Below are 22096 nucleotides of genomic sequence, written 5' to 3' on the forward strand. Positions count from 1 at the left end.
TGAGTTCAACAGTTGCGCCTCCAACGGTTCGCTGATGGGCCATAACCGGAAGTAACCGCTTCGCCGGTTCTACATTTGACGACCTCTGCGTCACTCATTCGGGAAGTCCTGCTTTACGCAGACCGTCGATAAATACCTGGAGCTTTGACGAACTGGTGCGGGCCACCCATTCAGCAATGCGAAAATTGGGTTCGAGCTCCAGCATTTGGGTAACCGCCGCTTTCATTTCTGCTTCGCGTCCGAGATGTGCCAAGGCCACCGCGAGGCAGCGATACACCATCGAAGAAACGTGGTTCTTGCGAAGGGCTTTTCTTGCAAACTCGACCGCCTCGTCGAAGCGCCGAAGGTCGATGCAGGCAATGCCCATTCCCGTGAACATCAGGAAAATCCAGGGGTCGACGGGGCTCAGGCGGATGGCGCGCTCGATACTCCGGAGTGCTTCGTCAGGCTGCCCCACATGCCGATAAGTCAAGCCTCTCCTGTGCCAGGCATTCGCTGAGTTTGGATTGAGAGCGACGGCGCGGTCCACCAGCTCGATAGCAGCGTCGATATCGCCAGAGAAAGCCGTTACCCGACCAGCGATGGCAAGCGCCTCCGGGTCGTTCTCGTCAACACTTAGTGCCAATCGCGAAAGCCGCGCCGCTTCTTCAATCACTGACTTCGGATCGACAGCCCATCCATGACTGATATTGTGAAGGTGGCAACTTGCTGCAAACGACGCCGCAGTACCATACCGAGGGTCAATCTCCAAAGCACGATACAACAGCTGGAGAGCCTCTGCTGAGCCCTCGCGGGTAGAAGAATAAAGCCGTGGTGCGGCTCGGAGGTAAAGATCATATGCGCTGAGGTCGTCTGGCCGCCGCCGCGTCGCCAGTTCGATTTCAGCCTGCAACAATCTTGGCGCGATTGCGGAGACAACCCTCTCCGTCATCTGGTCTTGAAGAGCAAAAATATCGCTCAAGTCGCCCTCAAAGCGATCCGCCCAAAGATGGGACCCGATCGCCGCATCGATCAATTGGCCGGTAATGCGGACTTTTCCGGCGGCTTTACGGACGCTACCTTCAAGGACGTAGCGGACGCCAAGCTCGCGCCCGACCTGTTTGATATCGACGGCTCTGCCCTTGTACGCAAAACTCGAATTACGCGCGATGACGAACAACGCCTTGAACCGCGAGAGCGCTGTAGTGATCTCTTCCACCATTCCGTCAGCAAAATACTCCTGCTCTGGATCACCGCTCATGTTCTGGAACGGCAGAACCGCGATAGAGGGCTTGTCGGGAAGAACGAGCGGTTGACTGGTCTCGGCCGATGATTTCGTCGGCGGTGCCGACGAAGAGCCGGCATCAATCCGACAACGCCAGGCCCGCATAGGTTCAGCAATATTCTTCAGCGTTTGCGGTCCCATATCCTCGAGGGCGATATCGACCTTGCCGCGGATCTGCCGGTGGGCATCATCGGAAATGCAGATGCCACCGGGCTCTGCCAATCCTTCCAGACGCGCCGCGATATTCACGCTGTCGCCAAATATGTCGTTTTCATCGACGATAATGTCGCCGACGTGAACACCGATCCGAAATTCAATCCTTTCTTGCTGCGCTACGTCGATATTCTGAGCAGCCATACCGCGCTGCACTTCGGCGGCGCACCGGGCTGCGTCTACTGCGCTGCCGAACTCGACCAGCATGCCGTCGCCCGTCGTCTTGACGATGCGACCTCGATGCGCGGCGATGGAGGGATCGAGCAGCGTCTTTCGGAACGATTTCAGATTGGCGAGCGTGCGTTCCTCATCGAGGCCCATCAAGCGGCTATAACCGGCCACGTCTGCCGCCAGCACCGCCGCCAGTCGCCTTTCCACGCGCTCGCCGCTCAATATCACCCCCATGCTTCGGGGAAACGAATGCCTACATAGCAGAAATCGTGGGCCGATGTCTGGCTAGACCCGTTGTCCGATCTGGCTAGGCAGATGTCATCCGCTTCGGCACTCTGGGTATGATCGCTGGTCCTCACCCAGCTAGGGTAAGCGCACGAAGCTAACTTCATTCTCTCGCGAGGCGCTTTGCAGCCGCGTCGCCATGGTCGGCATCCAATGGCCGAGCAGGGATCGCAAACTGAAAGAGAGCCCCGCGCGGCTCGCAAGCGCTGACCCAAAGGCGTCCGCCATGGGCTTCGACGATTGAACGGCAGATTGTTAGCCCCATTCCCATGCCGTTGGGTTTTGTCGTGTAGAATGGTTCAAACAGACGCGAGAGGGTCTCCGGGCTAAGCCCAGGACCCGTGTCCTGAACCCCAACGTACAGATCGTTCAATTCGATCTGATGGGTGGTGATTAGCACCTGTCGAGCGCCCTCACTAACTGCGCCCATCGCTTGCAGCGCGTTGAGAATGAGGTTAAGGGCGACTTGCTGAAGTTGGACCCGATCACCGGCAATAATAGGCAGGCCCTTCGCGAGTTGGCACTCCACTGAGATCCCGTTCTTCAGCGCTTCTCCTCGGGTAAGGTCAATCACCTCCTGTAGAGCCTCGTTCATATCTACCCGATCTAATCGGGGCGACGCCTTCTGCATGAGCGCACGCATTCGACCGACGATGGCACCGACCCGGTCAGCGTCCTTGACGGCAGCGGCGAGCGCTTCTCTGACCTCCCGCAAATCTGAAGGGTTTCTATCCAGGAAATGCAGCGCCGCAATAACGTTGTTGCGCGCCGCGGCAATCGGCTGATTGACCTCATGCGTGATAGAGGCGCTGAGTTCCCCCATTGTTACGACGCGGTTCGTGTGCGCCAGCTGCATCTGCAACTCGCGCAGCTCCCGCTCGCGGCGGGTGATCTCTAGGGCAATGGCAGCCTGCGCGGCGAAGTCCGTGACCAGCTCAATCTCGTTCTCCGTAAAGGGCTCTATGCGCCGCCGCCCAACACCAAGCGTTCCTATTAGCTCGTCGTTTCTGAGCATCGGCACGATGAGGGCTGCCCGAACACCTAGTTTGGATAGATACTCTCGGTCAGTTTCTCCGGCAGAACTGCATTCGAGATGTGTGGCTAAGTCGGGGATGTGGAGAGGCGACTTGCTTGCGTAGAGGCGACCTAGAAAGCTGCCGTGTTCCCAAAGCGTTGGAGGCAGATACATCTCTGACACTGCGGGAGTCAGGTTATATGCAACGAGACGAAAGCCTGCGTCCTCGGCCAAACGGAAGGCGCCCGAATCTGCTCGGCACAGACGTACTGCGCTGTCGATGATCGTGTCGAATGTGGGCTGCAAGTCATGTGGCGACCCGGCAATAGCGCGCAGCACTTCCGAGATGGCCGCCCGTTGCCGAAGAATCTCGGCCAGCTCCTTTTGCAAACGGCCATGAGCAGCTTCATGCGCTTCGCCGGTTTCGAGCTGGTCCATCGCCGCTCCTTTCCCAAACTACATTGCAGCGCGTCGAATGGACGCCGGGACTCGGCAATGCGCCGCTGCTGGCCGAGAACTGTCGCAAACTTTCAATGCCGCGTTCTCCTTTGAGCCGCCTAAACCTAAGGCCTTCCGAAATCTAGCGCGATATGGAAAGTCGAGAACTTTCCTCCCAAAATATGGAAGAGGAGCCTGATGGATCGCCTGGAAGCGATGTCGACCGCCTGAGATGCTATCGCCCCAGCTGCCCCTCGGAGGTCTGTATCGGGTCACGAGCAGTAATGCTCTGACTGATCGCAAGATTTCCGCTCGACCATCAGAAAGCTACGTCTGCTCCTTTGTAAATACACGCCTTATGACGCGCCAAGCCGCGCTGATAGCGGCGGAATAGCAGACATCCCTCAACTGCCGGTTGGGGCAACTTCCGGACTCATGCATTGCAGCAAGCGGGACTGCTATTCGATCACCTCATCGGCGACGCTCAACAACGCTGGTGGGACCGTGATGCCGAGCGTCTTTGCCGTTTTGAGATTGATTGACAACGTCATCTTGGTCGGAAACTCCACCGGCAGCGCGCTTGGCGCAGCGCCGTGCAGAATCTCGTTAACGAAATAAGCGGCGCGGCGATAGCACCAGCGCAAGTCGACACCGTAGCTGATCAGCCCGCCATCCTGTACGTGCTCACGATACCCGTACACTGTGGGCAGCCGCTTCGCGGCGGCGAATTCGGCAATTTGCCGTCCCACACTCAATAGCAGCCCGGTCTGCAGAACGATGACGACGTCGACCTGCGAACTTGCGAGCGTCTTCAAGGCAAGTTCGATCTCCGTCGGATTGTTGACATCGGCCTCCACGACCGTCATTTCGAGCGCCTCGGCTGCTTCGGCCAATTCCCTTCGCTGCGGAGGGGCCTTCGGATCGTGAAGGTTGGTGAGAAGCCCGATCCGCCTTGCGCCCGGAGCAATCTCGCGGGCAATCTCCATTTGCTTGGCGGGCAATCCAGCGACATAGGGCTCGATCCCCGTCACATTGCCCCCGGGCCGCGCTTCGCTCGCGATCAGTCCGATATGGACGGCATCAGCCAGCGCCGGGCAGACGATCGGGATCACCGACGTCGCAGCGTGTGCCGGAACTGCGGCATTGACGGCAGCGGCCACGATCACAGCGGGCTTCAGCGCCACGATTTCCTGTGTGAGCCGCGGCAGCCGGTCCTGAAATCCCTCGGCATAGCGGGGCACAAACTCGAAGTCCCGGCCATCCACATAACCGAAGCCCCGCATGCCATCCAGAAAATCATCGGCAAACGCCCCCGCCATCTTGCTTTCTGATCCGGACAGCCAGGCGATGCGGGGCCGCTCCTTTTCCGAGCTTTGCGACCATGCCCTGACCGGCCACGTGACCACTGCGCCGCCCAAAGCGCCGAGGAATATCCGTCTGCCGATGTGGACTATCATCGGGGGATCTCACTGGATGGCGTTCCCAATGAGAGACGATATCATCAAAGCGCGCACTCGCCCACGAGCAGTAATGCTCTGACTGATCGCAAGATTTCCGCTCGACCATCAGAAAGCTGGCCTCTGCGCCTTTATGAATACCCACCTTATGACGCGCCAAGCCTCTGCAGCGCCTCGCGTGCGGTCGGAAGGCCGGGTCGCAATTCCAGCGCCTTGCGGAAATCGGCGATCGCGCCCTTCATTGCGCCTGATACCACTTTATTGCGACCGCCTCCGCTTTTATGATCCATGCCTCCTTGCAATCGCCATAGGCGTGCGAGTCGTCCGGATGCCGACGCTGGCACTCGATTTTCACACGATCATATTCAGCGGCAAGTCCCGGATGTGCGCGGAGATAGTCTCGAAACGCAAGATGCCGCGTGATTTCTGTCGAACCGTTCTCATAACAATGAAGCTGCACAGTTCTGCACTGGGTCTTTGGATCGGATTTCGTGCAGTAGCGCCGTCCGGGCAAACCAAGTTCGCCCCACCACTCATAACCGAGCGCCTTTATCTTACCTTGGCACCTATCCAACTCGGCCAAGTGGCTGATCACGGGCATCAGATCCAAAATCGGCTTCGCCCGTATGCCGGGAATTGCGGTCGAGCCAATGTGATGAACTATGCGCAAGTTCGGCCCGAGGGCTCCTGTAAGCAACCGTGCCTCGGCATTGGCCAAATTCGGCCAGTCTGGGTCGTGGGGCAGCAATTCGACTTTAATCGGCGGCGGCATACAGCCTCGCTCATTCAGACACTTCGACGCGGCGACAAAACAGACGCTAGAGAAAAGGGCCAACGGCGCTCGCCTGCCCCAAAACGATAGACGATCGGGATGCCGATTGATAATTGTTTTGCGTGATGTCGTGGTAGCCAAGCGGCGTGGTCGAGTTGCGTTGGAGTGATGATCGTGTCCGCATCGGCAGTCCCGCCGCCCGCCTTGTTCGAGGACGTAGTTCGCCAGCTTGTTGTTGATCGCGTGGATGGGCGCCGCTTGAGCGCTGGCATGGTGGTGGGTATCACCGAAGCCAAGAACCATCGTTTCGTCGCCCATGGCTGCTGCGACACGCGCACCGGGGGGCCGGTGAACGAAAAAACCGTGTTCGAGATCGGGTCGATCACCAAGCTCTTTACCGCCCTGTTGCTGTCCGACATGAACAACCGCGGCGAGGCCCGGCTGGATGAGCCCGTTGCGGAGTTGTTGCCGGCGGGAACGCGTGTCCCGGTCCGCGATGGCAGAGCCATCACGCTACGCGATCTGGCCTCGCATTATTCCGGACTCCCGCGACTGCCGACGAATCTGAGGTGGGAAGATCATCCCGGCGACCCCTATGCCGGGTACACCGCTGAAGAGCTTTACCAGTTCCTCGCCACCCACGAACTGATCCGGACACCGGGTGAGAGCTGGGAATACTCCAACGTTGGCGTGGGACTGCTGGGGCACGCGCTGGTCTTGCGCGCCGGCGCCACCAGCTACGAGAGCCTGATCCGCGCGCGCATCCTGGATCCGCTGCGAATGGATGACACGGTGATCGCGATACCTTCCCGGCTGACGGCCAACGTCGCATCCGGCCACGACGAGAGTCTCGATCCGGTGTCGAACTGGAATTTCGATGTCCTGGCTGGGGCGGGTGCGTTCCGCTCGAACGTTTCCGATCTGTTGCTCTTCATGGATGCGGCGTGCGATCCGGACTCGCCGATCGCATCCATGATCGGCCCGCTGGTGACCCCGCGCGACCGTGGTGGACTCGAGTTGGGGCCACCGCTACCGCCGCATCCGGATGGCGTCATTTCGCTTTCGCACGGAGGCCTTACTGGTGGATTCCTCACTTTCATCAGATGCATTCCGCAATGGAAACGCGGGGTGGTCGCGCTCAGCAACGCGCGCGTCGTCGGTTCCGTGGTCGATCTGGGGATCCATGTGCTGGACCCGCGCTGCGACCTGATTTGTCCCCGCAAGGAGGTCGCGATTGACCCCGCCTGTTTCGCCCGTCTGGTGGGACGCTATCAACTGCGCCCGGATCGGGTGTTCGACGTGACATCGACCGCCGACCGGCTTTACGTTCAACTTGCCGACCAGCCGGCCATGCGGGTGTTTCCCACCTCGGAATGGCATTTTTTCTACAGGCGCGTCGATGCGCAGGTCACGTTCGTACCTGGCGAGGACTGCCGAGCCGCCCGCCTGATCCTGCACCAGAACAGCACCGATCAGATCGCCGAGCGGGTCGCATCGTGCGGAGGCGATGTGCGGGCGGCAACGAGTGCCACGATGCCTGATTTTAGCTAAACCAAAACAGCGTGGCGTCCGTTCCGAGTCATGAGCAGCAATGCTCTGACTGACAGTAAGATTTCCGCTTGACCATCAGAATGCTGACGTCCGCGCCGTTATAAATACACGCCCTACAGCGCGCCCAACTTCTTAAGCGACTCCAGTGCCGTCGGCAGGCCGGGTCGCAATTCCAGCGCCTTGCGGAAATCGGCGATCGCGCCCTGCTTGTCGCCGAGCTGCATCTTGGCCTGGCCGCGGTTATTCCAGGAGAACGCATCCGAGGGATCGTATTGCAGCGCCTTGTCGTAGTTGGCGAGGCCGCCTCTATTGTCGCCCTGAAAGAGGCGGATCATGCCGCGATTGCGCCAGCCGCGCGCATCGGTCGGCGCCAGCCGGATCGCCTCGCCATAGTCTGCGGCGGCGCGATCGAGTTGCTCGCTGTCGCGATAGACGTTGCCGCGGTCGATATAGGCGAGCAGATCGGGCGCAAGCCTGATGCGCGTCGTGTAGTCGGCGAGTGCATGCACCATGTCGCGCTTGCGATAGAAGGCCAGGCCGCGATTGCCGTAAGCCATGGCATAGTTGGAATTGAGCTTGATCGCGGCGTCATAGTCGGCGATCGCGCCGTCGAGGTCGCCCTTGTTGTAGCGGGACTCGCCGCGATTGTTGTAGGCAATCGCCAACGACGGATCGAGCTTGATTGCCTGGTCATAGTCGGCGATGGCGCGGTCGAAATCGTGCTTGAGGGCGTAGACGCGACCGCGATTATTGAAGGCACAGGCGGAAGTCGGATCGATCTCGATGGCCTTGTCGAGATCGCTAAGCGCGGCATCGAACTCGCGCTTATCGGTCAGGACATGGCCGCGGTTGCAATAGGCGGCGGCGAGCTTGCGCCCGGTCTCGCTGCGGGCATCGATCACCGCCGAGCACGCCTTGACGCGGTCGTCCAGCGCGGTCGTGGTCCCGATGCAGGCGTCCCAGGCCTTGGCCGCCGCCTCGCCGTCCGTGGCCGATGCCGGCGCAGCCCAGGCAAGCGCCAGCATGGCCAGCGAAGCCACAAGACCGATCGAGACACGCATGTGACGGATATCTCCCCTGCGACGATGTCCCTTGGTCGCGTCTTGGCAGAGGCGGGTTCACACGCCTAGATCTGGGCCTGCAACGACTGACGGGAAGGATAGGCATGTCGGCAGCGGTACGTGACAACAAGGACAAGAGCCGTTTCGAGCTCGATGTCGGCCAGGAGGTCGCCTTCGCCAATTACCGGCTGACGCCGTCGGCAGTCATCATCACCCACACCGAGACGCCGCGCGCCCTGCGGGGCCGCGGCATCGCATCCGAGCTGATCAAGGGTGCGCTGGAATTGATCCGGCGCGATGGCAGGAAGGTGGTCGCCGGCTGCGGCTTTGTCGTCGACTATCTCGACAAGCACCCGGAATATGCAGACCTCGTCGCGTAAGACCGGAGACTAAAAAGGCCCGCGATCACGCGGGCCTTTTTCGACGTCGAGGGCGCTTGCCGTCAGTGCTTGATCTCCGGCGGCAGCTTGCCGCCATTGGCGGCGAGCTTGGACATCACCTGCTTGTGCAGCCAGACGTTCATGGTGGCGGAATCGTTGGTGTCGCTGGTGTAGCCGAGCTCCTTGGCGAGCTCCTTGCGCGCGGCAAGGCTGGAGTCGATGTCGAGCGCTTTCATGAGGTCGACGATCGAGGTGCGCCATTCCAGCTTCTCGCCCTTGTGCGCGGCGACCGCCTTGTCGACGATCGCGGCCACGTCCACGGTCTGCGCGGGAGCGGCGGATGGCGCAGCGGAAGGTGCGGCAGACGGCGCCGAGGCTGAGGGAGCGGAGCCTGCCGGCGTCTCGCCGGAGGTCGCGCTGCCGGCCGGCGCAGCCGCGGCAGGATGGCTGCCGAAGATCGCGCTGACGATTTTACCGAAAATGCTCATGTCTGCTCCCCGAAAAGGATCCGTTGGAAGGGCCTCGGATGTCAACCTGAAGGCCGAGTTTCTGTGCCGCGTCCGCTGCCTGGGCGAAGCACGTCACAGCATCAGCTTATCTGCGGCGAAATGACGACCGAATGACATATTCGCGGTTGCACTGCGACATCGAATTTCACCCAAGCGTGAGGGACAGGCCCTGCGAATGGGAGTACGCTTTCATTTCAGTTCGCGATCCCCGCCGGTCTTCGCGTCTGGTTTGGAATTGCGATTGTCCAGAAAATAGCGGCCGCTTGCGCCGTTTGCCGGCGCGGCATGTGGCCGCGCGGCAAGGGAGCAAGCGACCATGGCCACACTCTACCAGGGCAATGTCCCCAGCATGGTCCAGTCCGCTGACGCGGCTGGACCGGTCATCCGGACCATTCAACTGTCCGACCTGCACGACGCGCTCAAGCTTGGCTGGGAGGATTTCAAGGCGGTGCCGAGCCACGCCATCATCCTCTGCATCATTTATCCGGTGCTGGGCCTCGTGATCGCACGCGGGGCGATGGGCTATTCGGTGCTGCCGCTGCTGTTTCCGCTGGCAGCCGGTTTTGCGCTGATCGGCCCGTTCGCGGCACTCGGTCTTTACGAATTGAGCAGCCGTCGCGAACGCGGCGAGAACGCCAGCGCCTGGGATGCCATGGACGTACTGCGTTCGCCCTCCTTCGGTGCCATGCTCGGGCTCGGCGTACTCTTGCTTGCGCTGTTCGTGACATGGGTCGCGACCGCGCAGGCGATCTACGTAGCGGCGTTCGGCTACGAAGGCGTCAACAGCATTGCGGACTTTGTCACGCGCGTGCTGACGACAGCGCAGGGCTGGTGGCTGATCGTGGTCGGCTGCGGCGTCGGCTTCCTGTTCGCGCTCGCCGCGCTCTGCATCAGCGTTGTCTCGTTCCCGCTGATGCTCGACCGGCACGCTAGCGCCGGCGAAGCCATGGTGACCTCGCTGCGGGCCGTGGCGAAGAACCCGGTGCCGATGGCAGCCTGGGGCCTGATCGTCGCGGCGCTGCTGGCGCTCGGCACGATCCCGGCGTTCCTCGGCCTCGCCGTCGTTATTCCCCTGCTCGGCCACGCCACCTGGCATCTCTATCGCAAGGTGATCGTATCGGATCCCAACGTACGGCATGACGCTCCGCCGCCGCGTCCGCGCAAGCCGGCTGCCGATTTTCCCGCCAACCTGTTCCCCTGGCGGAATCGGTCGGAGTAAAACGTAAATCACGTTGCTGCGAGTCCGCCGGCTGATCGCTTGCGGACTCGCTCAATATCCTTCCTTTAACCCTGCTCGTAGTTGAGCAGACGCCGCTGGCCCATGGGCCTTGTTTTAGCCGCGGTTGGAACCGACATTCCGCGCCGCCGGTCATCCACTTCACGGAATCGATTTGTTCGAATGACCCCGACGATCTCTCGTCTCGCTCTCGCAGCCTTCGCCCTCACCGCCTCGATTGCCTCAGCCGGGCCCGCGCTCGCCGCAGTCGCCTGCGGTTCCGGCAATTTCGATACCTGGGTTGCCGACTTCAAGACCGAAGCCGCCGCCAAGGGCATCTCTCAGCAGGCGATCACGGCCGGCCTTGCCGGCGTCACGCTGGATCAAAGCGTGCTGTCGCGCGACCGCTCGCAGAAGGTCTTCAGCCAGAGTTTCGAGGAGTTTTCCGGCCGCATGGTGCCGCCGCGCATGCAGCGCGGCTCCAACATGATGAAGCAGTACGGCTCGGTGCTGTCGCGGATCGAGCAGACCTACGGCGTGCCGGGCGAAGTGCTGGTCGCCATCTGGGGATTGGAGACCGATTTCGGCGTCAATACCGGGAAGTTTCCGACGCTGCGCTCGCTCGCGACGCTTGCCTATGACTGCCGGCGCGCCGAACAGTTTCGCGGCGAGCTGATGGACGCGCTGCGCATCGTCCAGCGTGGCGATCTCGCACCGAGCGAAATGAAGGGTGCCTGGGCCGGCGAGCTCGGCCAGACCCAGTTCATGCCGTCATCCTGGATGAAATATGCCGTCGACTTCGACGGCAACGGTCGGCGCGATCTCCTGCACAGCGCGCCCGACGTGCTCGCATCGACCGCCAACTATCTTGCGAACTACGGTTGGCAGCGCGGCAAGGACTGGGAGCCCGGCGGCCCTAACTTTGCGGTGCTTCAGCAATGGAACAAGAGCGAGGTCTACGCCAAGACGGTCGCTTATTTCGCGACCCAGCTCGCGCGCGCTCCCTAGGAAGCTTTCGAAGAGATCGAGGGGCCGATCGCGTCGCGACCGGCCCTCCTTGTTCCCTGGCGTTTACTTGCCCGCAGTGGCGTGCATCGCCTTGTTGAGGTGCGCGCCGCACACCCCCATCTTGCCGTTCAACAGCGCGTCCTGGGCCGCAGCGATCTCCTTCTGCGCCGCGAACTTGCCGTCACCGTCGGACATGTTCTCGATCGCGGTCTCGGTCTGCTCGAGATTGGTGGCGCTGCATCCGCCCATCTTCTTCGCGGCCTGCGCGGGAGCGACGGCGAATGCGACGGCGGCAATTGCAATGACCCCTAGTAACGTCTTCATTGTTACCTTCCTTCTCTTATCGTTGCGCAGCCCGACGGCATTGCCGGAATCTGCGGGCGAGATTGTTCCTCGACCGCTGCAAGTTTTGAGAATGAATTCCCCGCGAGAATTGCGTGATATTGCGCGGCGCGCAGAGCTCTCATGCGAAATTTCTGATTTTCATTACGGTTTTGTAATTTAGCTCATGCACGCTCGGCGTGTGTGCAGCGCAGCGAGGACGTTGAGGGTCTGGGTCGGGGGTATCACGGACCGGGATCGGGGCTCAGTGCCGAGCTCAAGCGGGAATCAACGCCAGCTGCGGGACGAAGCGACTGATCGGTCCCGCCTCACGGCCGCTCGGTGGCAGCGTCCCGCGAACCGCTTCAGATGACAAAATAGTGAACTAATACTCAGTTCTATGAACCATATTGCATGCGATTCGCGCATACGAGGGATAGGGTATGAATTCCGCGTGGCGGCTTGCGGTGGGCATATTGCAACATATTTCCGCAACAGGCGGAACTCACAAGAAATGCTACAAATCCGTGATTTCTCGAGAGTTTATCACAAGCTCAGGTTCACCGGGGCTGGCTCATGACGGGAGCGCCAACGGGTTAATCGTTCCTTACCAGCGCTATGCGATATCCGCTTAGCTGCATCGCAACATCGGAACTTCCGCAGTGCAGCAGTCCCTTCTATATTCATTTCAACGATGATGCTCAGGTCAAGGGCTGAATCGAACTACAGGAGACTACCATGCTGCTCTCGCTCATCCGTATGATCCACGCTTTCCGGGACTATCAGCGCAACGTTGCTGAACTCTCGCAGCTCAGCGATCGCGAACTGGCCGACATCGGCCTCGACCGTTCGGACATTCCGCGCGTTGCCGCCGGCGCCTACAAGGGCTGATTGGCCTTCACGGACCGGACCAACCGATAGCGCCCGCCTCGTGCGGGCGTTGTCGTTTCTGGGGTGAGAAACGCCATCACGGCGATTCCACTCGAGACTGAAAAGCGCTACCTGTCGCGCCCATGACAGGATCCCACTCCAAGACCAGTTCCAAGACCGTACACATCATCGGCGCGGGCCTCGCCGGCTCCGAAGCCGCCTGGCAGGTTGCCAGATCAGGCGTAGCCGTGGTGCTGCATGAGATGCGGCCGAGCCGCATGACCGAGGCCCACCGCACCGACGGGCTCGCCGAGCTCGTCTGCTCGAACTCGTTCCGCTCCGACGATGCCGCCAACAACGCGGTCGGCCTCCTGCACGCCGAAATGCGTCGTCTCGGCTCGCTGATCATGCGCGCGGCGGACGCCAACCAGGTTCCCGCAGGCGGCGCGCTGGCGGTCGACCGCGAGGGCTTTTCCGCGGCCGTCACCAAGGCGCTGAACGAGCATCCCCTGATCGAGATTGCCCGCGGCGAGGTCGGCGGCCTGCCGCCGGCCGACTGGGACAATGTGATCGTCGCGACCGGCCCCCTCACCTCTGCGCCGCTGGCGGACGCCATCCGCGAACTGACGGATGAAAGCGCGCTCGCCTTCTTCGATGCGATCGCGCCGATCGTGCACCGCGACTCCATCGACATGTCGGTCGCGTGGTTCCAGTCGCGCTATGACAAGGTCGGCCCCGGCGGCAATGGCGCCGACTACATCAACTGCCCGATGACGAAGGAGCAGTATGACGGCTTCGTCGCCGCTCTGATTGCCGGCGAGAAGACCGAGTTCAAGGAGTGGGAGACCAACACGCCCTATTTCGACGGCTGCCTGCCGATCGAGGTGATGGCCGAGCGCGGGCCCGAGACGTTGCGTCATGGCCCGATGAAGCCGGTCGGGCTGACCAATCCGAACGATCCGACGACCAAACCGTACGCGATCGTGCAGCTCCGCCAGGACAACAAGCTCGGCACGCTCTACAACATCGTCGGCTTCCAGACGAAATTGAAATACGGCGAGCAGCAGCGCATCTTCCGCAGCATTCCGGGCCTGGAGAAGGCCGAGTTCGCGCGCCTTGGCGGCCTGCATCGCAACACCTTCCTCAACTCGCCGAAGCTGCTCGACGGCCAGCTCCGTCTGCGCGCGCAGCCGCGGCTGCGCTTTGCCGGGCAGATGACGGGCTGCGAGGGCTATGTGGAATCCGCCAGCGTCGGCCTGATCGGCGGCCTCTATGCGGCGGCGGACGCGCGTGGCGAGCAGCTCACGAGCCCTCCGGCGACGACGGCATTGGGAGCGCTGCTCGGCCACATCACCGGCGGCCATATCGAGACCATCGAGCCGGGCACGCGCTCGTTCCAGCCGATGAACATCAATTTCGGCCTGTTCCCGCCGCTTGCGACCCTGCCGACCAAAAAGCCGGACGGCACGCGGCTGCGCGGCAACGAGAAGACGGTCGCCAAGAAACAGGCGATGAGCGCCCGTGCGCTTGCCGATCTCGATCGCTGGATCGCCGATCACCAAAACATCGCCGCAGCGGCGTGAGCCTGTCATGAGCCTACCCAAAGAAGACGCCGCAGTGCTCGCGGCGCGCTGGACCGAGGGCGTGCTTCTGAAGCGCGACGTGTTCTCGACTGTCGAGCGCGGCCGTTTCAGGAGTGAGCGCGGAGAGGTCGATGCGGTGCTGCGCCGGCTCGACGAGGTGCCGTGGTGGTCGTTTGTGCTGGCGCGCCATCTGTTCGCGCGCGAGAAACATGCGCTGGCGCTGGCTAAGGGCCTGAACGTCGGCCCCGAGCTGTTATGGGCCGGGCGTCGCGCGCTGGTCCGCGGCTTCGTCGACGGGGTCGCGCTGCATCTGGCCAAGCCGCATGGCAATGTCGCCTACTTCCGTTCCGCCAAGGACGCGCTGCGTCGGCTTCGCCGCGCCGGCATCTGCCATAACGACCTTGCGAAGGAGCAGAACTGGCTGGTCGGCCGCGACGGCCGCGCCTATGTGACCGACTTCCAGCTCGCCGCCTGCTTTGAGCGTCGCGGCCGGCTGTATCGCATTCTCGCCTACGAGGACCTCCGGCATCTGCTAAAGCACAAGCGCTCCTATGCGCCCGAGGCGCTGACGCCAAGGGAGCGCAAGATCCTGGCGAAGAAATCCTTTGCTGCTAGCCTTTGGCTCGCCACCGGCAAGAAGGTCTATCGCGCGATCACCCGCGGTCTGTTCAATTTCACCGACCGCGAGGGCGGTGGCCGCAGGCTGGTCAACGACGCGCCCGTGCTGGCCGATTTGATCCGCAAGAATCCCGCCGTGCGCGATACCGCCATCGTCGCCTTCGCCGACCGTCGATCCGGCGTCGGGCTCTACGCCTTCGTCGAGGCGGACCAGTCGGCGCTCGAAGGCCAGCTTCGCAACGAGCTCGCCGCTGCGAAGGGACCAAAGCCGCCCGAGCATATCCAGGTCGTGCATGCGCTGCCGCGCGATGCCGTCGGCAAGCCGCGCACCGAGATCCTCCAGCTCGTGGCGATGAACCAGCTCGATCTGATCGAGCCGATGATCACGAGCGACCAGGACCGCGCGTTCCTCAAGGATATCCTCGAGCAACGCAAGAACTTGCGCGACCGCTTCAACTTCGAGGCGGATTTGCCGACGCGCTAGCTGCGGCTCACGTGCAGCGCGCGCTCAGGCCGGAGGCGCCGAGCTTGGCCATGACCTCATCGAGATGGGCGGCATCGCGCGTCTCGATGACGAGCTGAAGCAGCGTCGCCTTGGCCGGCAGGTCGGAGAAGGTCCGCTGGTGCGAGACCTCGATAATGTTGGCGCCGGCTTCCGCCAAGAGCGCGGCCACGGCGGCGAGCTGGCCCGGCCTGTCGGGAATGTCGAGCGACAATTGCGTCAGCCGTCCCTCGCGCGCGAGCTCGCGGGTCAGCACCGAGGCGATCAGCCGCGTGTCGATGTTGCCGCCGCTCAGGACAAGGCCGACCTTCTGGCCGGCAAAGCGCGAGGGATCGCTCATGATCGCAGCAAGTCCGGCGGCGCCCGCCCCCTCCACCACGGTCTTCTCGATCGAGATCAGGGTCGCAACGGCGCGCTCGAGCTCTGCCTCGTTCACGAGCGCGATGTCGTCGACGAGGCGGCGGACGATCTCGGTCGTGATCTTGCCTGGCGACTTCACGGCGATGCCTTCGGCCAGCGTGTCGCCGCGCGCGGGCAGGTTGCCGTCATGGATGGCGTTGTACATCGAGGGATAGAGCCAGGCCTCGACGCCGAGAATTCGCAAGGACGGCTTGAGCGCCTTGGCCGCAATGGCGATGCCACTGATCAGGCCGCCGCCGCCGATCGGAACGACCAGCGTATCCAGCTCCGGCACCGCCTTGAGCATCTCGAGCCCGACTGTGCCCTGCCCGGCGATGACGAGCGGATCGTCATAGGGATGGACGAAGATCATGCCGCGCGCATCGCCGCTTGCGCGCGCGAAGGCGGCGGCCTCTTCCAGGGTCGCGCCAGTGACGATCACCTCGGCGCCGTGATGCCTGGTGTTCTCGATCTTCACCATCGGCGTGCCGACCGGCATCACGATGGTCGCGGGAATGCCGAGGCGCTTGGCGTGATAGGCAACGCCCTGCGCATGATTGCCGGCCGACATCGCGATGACGCCGCGTTGCCGTTCCTCCGCAGAGAGCGCGGTCAGGCGGTTGAGGGCGCCGCGCTCCTTGAACGAGGAGGTGAACTGGAGATTTTCGAACTTGAGCCAGAGATCGCAGCCGCAGATCGCGCTCAGCGTCCGGCTGTAGTTGCAGGGCGTCTCGACGATGGCGCCGCGGACCACGTCCGCGGCCGCGCCCACGTCGGCGAGCGTGACCGGAAGGCCGCTCAGGTCGACCGCCGCATCCAGCGTGTCGTGCGAGGTGGTGTCGAGTGCTTCGGCCATAGGGCAATATAGGGCATTTGGCTGGACCCGGCGATACGGGAGCCGCTATTTGGTAAATTGCCGCGACCGCGAGGCCCGCCAGAGCGTCCACAGGGTTCCTAGCCGCGACGGCGGCTGCGGCAGGAAGGGATTGCGATCCGCGCGGGACAGGCGCGCCAGATCGCGGCGCGCCGTTGCCAGCGGCAGGAACGCCGGCCTTGCCGACGGCGGTATCTCCGCCAGCAGCGAGGTCGCCGTCGCGATATGCTTTCGCGCCTCGCTCGCGAGCTCATCCAGCGCCGCGCGCAGCGTCGGCGTCTCCTTGCCGGCAAACACCTCCTCGACGGTGCTGCCGTGGCTCTCCAGGAGTTGCTGCGGCACGAAGAGCTGCCGATGCGCGGCATCGCGCGGCAGGCTCGCGATCACCTGCACCATGCCCTGCGCGAGGCCGGCGTGGCGGGCGAGATGATCGACCGCCTCAGACGGCCGCGCGCAGATCCGTGCGGCAAGCGACAACAGCGCCGAGCACGTTTCGGCGAGATACCCCTCCAGCGCGGCCATGGTCGGCATCGGGTCATTGTAGAGGTCGAACTGATGCTCCTCGACGAGTCGCGACAGCGGCTCGACCGGCAGATCGTAGTCGCGGATCGCGACCAGGAGCTCGGCGGCGACAGGATTACCCTCAGCGCTGCCATGGACATGGCCGGCCAGCATGTCGGTCCACCATTGCAGGCGGATCTCGCCCGGCAGCGGCTGGGTCACCTGATCGCGGACGCGAACGATCTCGGCGTTGAAAGCATAGAGTGCGAGCAGCGCGCGGCGCTCATTGGCTGATACGAACAGGGTCGCGGCGTAGCGCGCGAAATCGTGGCTGCGCACGAGATCGGCGCAGAAGGCAGCGTCAGTCGCTGGCGCGCTGCCGCTCATGGCACAGCGATCAGGGCCGCCGCGACCCGCCGCCGCTCGCCGATCATGATGTTGTAGGTACGCACGGCAGGGCCGGTCTGCATCGTATCCAGCACCACCCTCACCGCCTTGAGCGCCTGGCGTAGCCCCGGCGGCGGCAGCCAGACGCCGGCGCCGGTGCCGATCAGAAGCGTGTCGATGCTGTTGGCCGCGGCAAAGACCCGCTCCAGCGAATAGCGGTCGATCTTGGCGGGATCGGTCACGTCCCACGCCCAGATCGCGTCGGGCAGGCACAGCAGCGAGCCGCGATGCGACATGCCGGCAAAGGCGAAGCCGCCCTTGCCATAGGCGTCGATCGGCGCCGAGCGCGGGAAATGTGGAGCGTTGGGATCGCCGGCCATGGGATTCGTCCGAATTGGCTAATGCCCTCGCAAACTCCTGCGCGGGCCCGCGGTTCGGATCATGGCCGATTTTTCTTGGCCGGCGTAGCCGGATCCACGGCATCCTCGCGGTGCTCGCCGACGCCGAGATAGATCAGGATCGGGGCCGCGATGAAGATCGAGGTGTAGGTACCGACCAGCACGACGCCGAACATCATCACGGCGGTGAAGCTGTGGATGGCGTGGCCGCCGAACAGCAGCAGCGCGAGCAAGGCCAGCGTCACCGTGACGTGGGTGATGATCGAGCGCGACAGTGTCGAGTTGATGGACTCGTTGAGGAGCTGCGGCATCGGCATCTTCTTGTAGCGCCGCAGCATTTCACGGATACGGTCATAGATGACGACTGTATCGTTGAGCGAGTAGCCGAGAATCGTCAAAAGCGCCGCGATGCTGGTCAGGTCGAAATCGACCTGGCTGATCGACATGAAGCCGATCGTGAGCACGATGTCGTGCACGTTGGCGATCATGGCGCCGAGCGCGAACTGCCACTCGAAGCGGAACCAGAGATAGATCAGGATCGCGACGATCGCGAGCATCAGGCCGAGCATGCCGTAGGCAAGCAGCTCGCCGGAGACGCGCGGGCCCACCACCTCGACGCGGCGGTATTCGACGGTGTCACCGAGCGCGCCGCGCACCTTTTGCACGGCTTCCTGCTGGGCGGCATCGCCGCCGGGCTGCTCCGCAACGCGGATCAGGACGTTCTCGGGACCGCCGAACTGCTGCAACTGGACTTCGCCGAGCCCCAGTGCGTCGAGCGCAGTGCGCATCGCCGCGATGTCGGCGGTGCCCGACTTGGCCTGCACCTCGAGCAGCGTGCCGCCGCGGAAGTCGATGCCGAAATTCAGCCCGTGGGTGAAGAACAGCGTGATCGCGACGATCGACAGCGCCGCCGAGATCGGGAAGCTGATACGGCGGAAGCGCGTGAAGTCGAAATGCGTATTGTCCGGGACGATGCGCAGCGACGGCAGCAGGCCGAGCGCGGCAACCACGGTGAGGACGGCAATGAGGACGCCAAGCCCGATGAGAACGAAGTGAGTCACAATCAGGCTCCTAGATCGGCACGCTCTGCGGCCGCTTCCACCGCACCCACCAGGCCACGATCAGCCGGGTCAGCGTAAAGGCGGTGAACACCGTGGTGATGATGCCGATGCCGAGCGTCACGGCGAAGCCGCGCACCGGACCGGTACCGATATAGAACAGCACGGCAGCGGCAATGAAGGTCGTTATGTTGGAATCGAGAATGGTCGCAAGCGCCCGCTTGAAGCCGGCGTCGATCGCCGAGATCGCGTTGCGCCCGCCGCGCAGCTCCTCGCGGATACGCTCATAGATCAGCACGTTGGAGTCGACCGCGATGCCGACGGTGAGCACGATGCCGGCGATGCCGGGCAGCGTCAGCGTGGCGTTGAGCAGCGACAACAGGCCGAAGATCATGGCGACGTTGATCGCCACCGCGATGTTGGCGAACACGCCGAACAGCCGGTAGGTCAACAGCATGAAGACGATGACCATGATCGAGCCGACATAGGCCGCCAGCTCGCCCTTCTCGATCGAGTCCTGGCCAAGGCCCGGACCGACGGTGCGTTCCTCGATGACGGTCAAGGGCGCCGGCAGCGCACCGGCGCGCAGGAGGATCGCAAGGTCGTTCGCGGATTGCACCGTGAAGCTGCCGGAGATCTGGCCCTGGCCACCGGTGATCGGCTCGCGGATGACGGGCGCCGAGATCACCTCGTTGTCCAGCACGATCGCGAACGGCAGGCCGACATTCTCCTGCGTGGCCTGCGCGAACTTGCGCGCGCCCGACGTATTGAACTTGAAGTTGACGACCGCCTCACCGGTGCGCTGATCAAAGCCCGGCTGGGCATCGGTCAGGTCGCCGCCGGAGACCAGCACCTGCTTCTTCACGACGTAAGGCACCTTGGGCGAGCTCGCGCTCATCAGGAGCTCGGATTCAGGCGGCAGGCTTCCCTTCTGCGCCTGGTCGGGCGGCACCGAGGGGTCGACCATGCGGAATTCCATCTTCGCGGTCTTGCCGAGCAGCTCCTTCAGGCGGGTCGGATCCTGCAGGCCCGGCACCTGGACCAGGATGCGGTCGGTGCCTTGCCGCTGGATCACCGGCTCGACGGTGCCGAGCTGGTTGACGCGGCGTTCGACGATCTGGATCGACTGCTCGATGGTCTGGCGCACGCGCTCGGTGATCGCGGCCTGCGGCACGGTCAGGCGAATCAGCCCACCGCCCGCATCGCTGATCTCAAGGCTGCGCTGGCCGTTGGAGCCGAGCAGCCCGCCGAGCGGCTGCGAGAGGTCGCGCAGCTTGGACAGTGCATTCTGAAGGTCGGTGTCCTTGACGCGGACCTCGACCGCATCGCCCTTCGACGCCAGCCCAGTGTAACCGATCTTGGCCTCACGCAGCACGCGGCGAACGTCGTCGCGGACCTGGTCGAGCTTCTCCTTCTTGACGTAATTGGAGTCGACTTCGAGCAGCAGATAGGAGCCGCCCTGAAGGTCGAGGCCGAGCACCAGGCGGCGCTGCGCCCAGGCGGGCCAGGTCTTGACCTGTGCCTCGGGAAAGAAGTTCGGGACCGCGCAGAGGCACACGATCAGCGCCACAAGGATGATCCCCAGCGCCTTCCACCGCGTGAAATACAACATCGAGTGAACCTGTCAGATCAGTAGACTACGAGGCTCGAACGAGCGATCAGCTCGCCGAGTCGTCCTTGGCGCTGTCCTTGGCCGGCTCGCCCTTGGCGCGTACGCCGGAGATCATCTGGCGCATCTGCCGCACCCGCACGCCGTCGGAAATTTCGAACTCGATCTGGTCGTCGTCGACGACCTTGGTGACCTTGCCGACGAGACCGCCCGAGGTCACGACCGTGTCGCCGCGGCGGATGTTCTTCACGAGGTCGGCATGGTCGCGCACCTTCTTTTGCTGCGGCCGCAGAATCAGGAAGTACATGATCACGAAGATCAGGGCGAACGGCAGCAGCGACATCAACATGCTGTTGGTGTCGCCGGCGCCCGCGGCCTGGGCATACGCAGGGGTAATGAACATTCGGACGATCCTCGTGAACGGAAGAAGGCCGGCATTGCCCCCTTTGGGCCAGCCGGGCCGGTCAAATTTCGCGCGGACTATAGCGGCAGCGGTCCCAATTGCAACGCTGCCAGACTGACGATTTGGCCACCTTGCGGGCGGCGCTCAGGCCCGATAAGGCTGCATTCTCAGGAACTTCGGACATGCCCAAAAAACCAAGCAAAACTGCCGGCGCCAAGGCCACCAAGGCCCTCGTCAAGACCCCTGCCCAAAAGCCCACCCGCTTCGCGGCAAAACGCCCCACAACGGCCGGCGCCGACCTCGCGCAGGAGCGCATCGTGCGTGCGCTCGAGACCATCGCGGCGCACCTCTCGACCCAGACACCGGCCATCGCCGCGCCCACCTCGTTCGAGCGTGCCGACGCCTTCGTCTGGCATCCGGATGGCCGCCTCTCGGCGGTGCCACGGGTCAGCCGTGTCGACCTCTTCCTGCTCAAGGGGATCGACCGGATGCGCGACATCCTGATCGAGAACACCGAGCGCTTCGCAAACGCCCTCCCCGCCAACAACGCTCTGCTCTGGGGCGCGCGCGGCATGGGCAAGTCGTCGCTGGTGAAGGCTACGCATGCCAGCATCAATGCGGACCGGAAAGCCTCCGACAAACTCAAGCTGATCGAGATTCATCGCGAGGACATCGAGACGCTGCCGGCGCTGATGGAGCAATTGCGCGGCTCGTCCTTCCGCTTCATCGTGTTCTGCGACGACCTTTCCTTCGACGGCAATGATGCGTCCTACAAATCGCTGAAGGCCGTGCTCGAAGGTGGCATCGAGGGCCGGCCCGACAACGTCATCCTCTACGCCACTTCCAACCGCCGTCATTTGCTCGCGCGCGACATGATCGAGAACGAGCGCTCCACCGCGATCAATCCGGGTGAAGCGGTCGAGGAGAAGGTCTCGCTGTCGGACCGCTTCGGCCTGTGGCTCGGCTTCCACCGCTGCAGCCAGGATGAATATCTCGCGATGGTGCGCGGCTATTGCGGCCATTTCGGCATCAAGCTCGACGACGAGGCGCTGGAGCGCGAGGCCCTGGAATGGTCGACCACGCGCGGCTCACGCTCCGGCCGCGTCGCCTGGCAGTTCGTGCAGGAGCTGGCGGGACGGCTGGGTGTGAAGCTGACGGCGAATTAAGAGCCGGAGGGTCCCGAAGTCGGAAAGTCGTGCCCCACTCACTGCTGTCATTCCCCGCGAAAGCGGG

21 protein-coding genes are annotated in these 22096 nt (G+C 63.1%); 8 read left to right on the forward strand and 13 right to left on the reverse strand.

Features of this window, described 5'->3' with window-relative positions:
- Positions 1–94 precede the first annotated feature (94 nt).
- The 4 genes from SO156_RS14855 to SO156_RS14870 all read right to left on the reverse strand — a co-directional run bounded on the left by SO156_RS14855 (position 95) and on the right by SO156_RS14870 (position 5615).
- Entirely contained in the window at positions 95–1876 is a 1782-nt protein-coding gene (locus SO156_RS14855) for a tetratricopeptide repeat protein (protein ID WP_498535318.1), read from the reverse strand.
- Between the two features lie 160 nt (positions 1877–2036).
- On the reverse strand, positions 2037–3386 hold the full coding sequence (locus SO156_RS14860) for a sensor histidine kinase (RefSeq protein ID WP_498535319.1): 1350 nt from the start codon (positions 3384–3386) through the stop codon (positions 2037–2039).
- A 458-nt stretch (positions 3387–3844) separates the two neighbouring features.
- Complete coding sequence (locus SO156_RS14865) at positions 3845–4843, reverse strand: ABC transporter substrate-binding protein (protein ID WP_498535320.1); 999 nt, start codon at positions 4841–4843, stop codon at positions 3845–3847.
- Positions 4844–5081: 238 nt separating this feature from the next.
- Positions 5082–5615: a GrpB family protein gene (locus tag SO156_RS14870; RefSeq protein WP_498535321.1), complete on the reverse strand. Its 534-nt coding sequence runs from the start codon at positions 5613–5615 to the stop codon at positions 5082–5084.
- 168 nt (positions 5616–5783) lie between these two features.
- On the opposite strand from SO156_RS14870, the gene SO156_RS14875 reads away from it, so the two are divergent.
- Positions 5784–7166, forward strand: coding sequence for a serine hydrolase (locus SO156_RS14875; protein ID WP_498535380.1), 1383 nt, complete (start codon positions 5784–5786; stop codon positions 7164–7166).
- A 113-nt stretch (positions 7167–7279) separates the two neighbouring features.
- On the opposite strand, the gene SO156_RS14880 is transcribed toward SO156_RS14875, so the two are convergent.
- Positions 7280–8227, reverse strand: a complete 948-nt coding sequence (locus tag SO156_RS14880) for a tetratricopeptide repeat protein (protein WP_498535322.1) — start codon at positions 8225–8227, stop codon at positions 7280–7282.
- A gap of 104 nt (positions 8228–8331) precedes the next feature.
- Between SO156_RS14880 and SO156_RS14885 the strand changes: the two genes are divergently transcribed.
- Positions 8332–8607: a GNAT family N-acetyltransferase gene (locus tag SO156_RS14885; protein WP_458145398.1), complete on the forward strand. Its 276-nt coding sequence runs from the start codon at positions 8332–8334 to the stop codon at positions 8605–8607.
- 62 nt (positions 8608–8669) lie between these two features.
- Here the strand turns inward: SO156_RS14885 and SO156_RS14890 are convergent, their stop codons facing one another.
- On the reverse strand, positions 8670–9095 hold the full coding sequence (locus tag SO156_RS14890) for a DUF3597 domain-containing protein (RefSeq protein ID WP_498535323.1): 426 nt from the start codon (positions 9093–9095) through the stop codon (positions 8670–8672).
- A 337-nt stretch (positions 9096–9432) separates the two neighbouring features.
- On the opposite strand from SO156_RS14890, the gene SO156_RS14895 reads away from it, so the two are divergent.
- Together SO156_RS14895 and SO156_RS14900 are read left to right on the forward strand one after the other, a co-directional pair.
- Positions 9433–10335, forward strand: a complete 903-nt coding sequence (locus SO156_RS14895) for a DUF2189 domain-containing protein (protein ID WP_498535324.1) — start codon at positions 9433–9435, stop codon at positions 10333–10335.
- Positions 10336–10515: 180 nt separating this feature from the next.
- Positions 10516–11340, forward strand: a complete 825-nt coding sequence (locus SO156_RS14900; RefSeq protein ID WP_498535325.1) for a lytic murein transglycosylase — start codon at positions 10516–10518, stop codon at positions 11338–11340.
- Between the two features lie 63 nt (positions 11341–11403).
- Here SO156_RS14900 and SO156_RS14905 read toward each other — a convergent pair whose 3' ends face one another.
- Positions 11404–11664, reverse strand: coding sequence for a hypothetical protein (locus SO156_RS14905; RefSeq protein ID WP_458145402.1), 261 nt, complete (start codon positions 11662–11664; stop codon positions 11404–11406).
- A gap of 735 nt (positions 11665–12399) precedes the next feature.
- Between SO156_RS14905 and SO156_RS14910 the strand changes: the two genes are divergently transcribed.
- From SO156_RS14910 to SO156_RS14920, 3 genes are all read left to right on the forward strand, one after another.
- A complete protein-coding gene (locus SO156_RS14910; protein WP_084801802.1) occupies positions 12400–12552 on the forward strand; it encodes a DUF1127 domain-containing protein in 153 nt (50 codons plus the stop codon).
- A gap of 122 nt (positions 12553–12674) precedes the next feature.
- Entirely contained in the window at positions 12675–14114 is a 1440-nt protein-coding gene (trmFO, locus tag SO156_RS14915) for a methylenetetrahydrofolate--tRNA-(uracil(54)-C(5))-methyltransferase (FADH(2)-oxidizing) TrmFO (RefSeq protein ID WP_498535326.1), read from the forward strand.
- Positions 14115–14121: 7 nt separating this feature from the next.
- The gene (locus SO156_RS14920) at positions 14122–15216 is read left to right on the forward strand and encodes a serine/threonine protein kinase (protein ID WP_498535327.1); all 1095 of its coding nucleotides are present in this window, start codon (positions 14122–14124) and stop codon (positions 15214–15216) included.
- Between the two features lie 7 nt (positions 15217–15223).
- Here SO156_RS14920 and SO156_RS14925 read toward each other — a convergent pair whose 3' ends face one another.
- Genes SO156_RS14925 through yajC form a run of 6 tightly spaced genes read right to left on the reverse strand, consistent with a single transcriptional unit; the run spans position 15224 to position 20863 of the window.
- Positions 15224–16489, reverse strand: a complete 1266-nt coding sequence (locus SO156_RS14925; protein WP_498535328.1) for a threonine ammonia-lyase — start codon at positions 16487–16489, stop codon at positions 15224–15226.
- Positions 16490–16534: 45 nt separating this feature from the next.
- Positions 16535–17395: a phytoene/squalene synthase family protein gene (locus SO156_RS14930; RefSeq protein ID WP_498535329.1), complete on the reverse strand. Its 861-nt coding sequence runs from the start codon at positions 17393–17395 to the stop codon at positions 16535–16537.
- Positions 17392–17775 carry an Mth938-like domain-containing protein gene (locus SO156_RS14935; protein ID WP_498535330.1) on the reverse strand — a complete coding sequence of 128 codons (384 nt, stop codon included), beginning with the start codon at positions 17773–17775 and terminating at the stop codon, positions 17392–17394. Before SO156_RS14935 ends, SO156_RS14930 begins: the two co-directional genes overlap by 4 nt.
- Before the next feature lie 59 nt (positions 17776–17834).
- Positions 17835–18854, reverse strand: coding sequence for a protein translocase subunit SecF (gene secF / locus SO156_RS14940; RefSeq protein ID WP_458145408.1), 1020 nt, complete (start codon positions 18852–18854; stop codon positions 17835–17837).
- A 10-nt stretch (positions 18855–18864) separates the two neighbouring features.
- The gene (gene secD / locus SO156_RS14945) at positions 18865–20463 is read right to left on the reverse strand and encodes a protein translocase subunit SecD (protein ID WP_458145409.1); all 1599 of its coding nucleotides are present in this window, start codon (positions 20461–20463) and stop codon (positions 18865–18867) included.
- 46 nt (positions 20464–20509) lie between these two features.
- A complete protein-coding gene (gene yajC, locus SO156_RS14950; RefSeq protein ID WP_458145410.1) occupies positions 20510–20863 on the reverse strand; it encodes a preprotein translocase subunit YajC in 354 nt (117 codons plus the stop codon).
- Between the two features lie 182 nt (positions 20864–21045).
- Here yajC and SO156_RS14955 point away from each other — a divergent pair, with 182 nt between their 5' ends.
- A complete protein-coding gene (locus tag SO156_RS14955; protein WP_498535331.1) occupies positions 21046–22029 on the forward strand; it encodes an ATP-binding protein in 984 nt (327 codons plus the stop codon).
- Positions 22030–22096: the final 67 nt, after the last annotated feature.

The sequence above is a fragment of the Bradyrhizobium sp. UFLA05-125 genome (assembly GCF_059803515.1).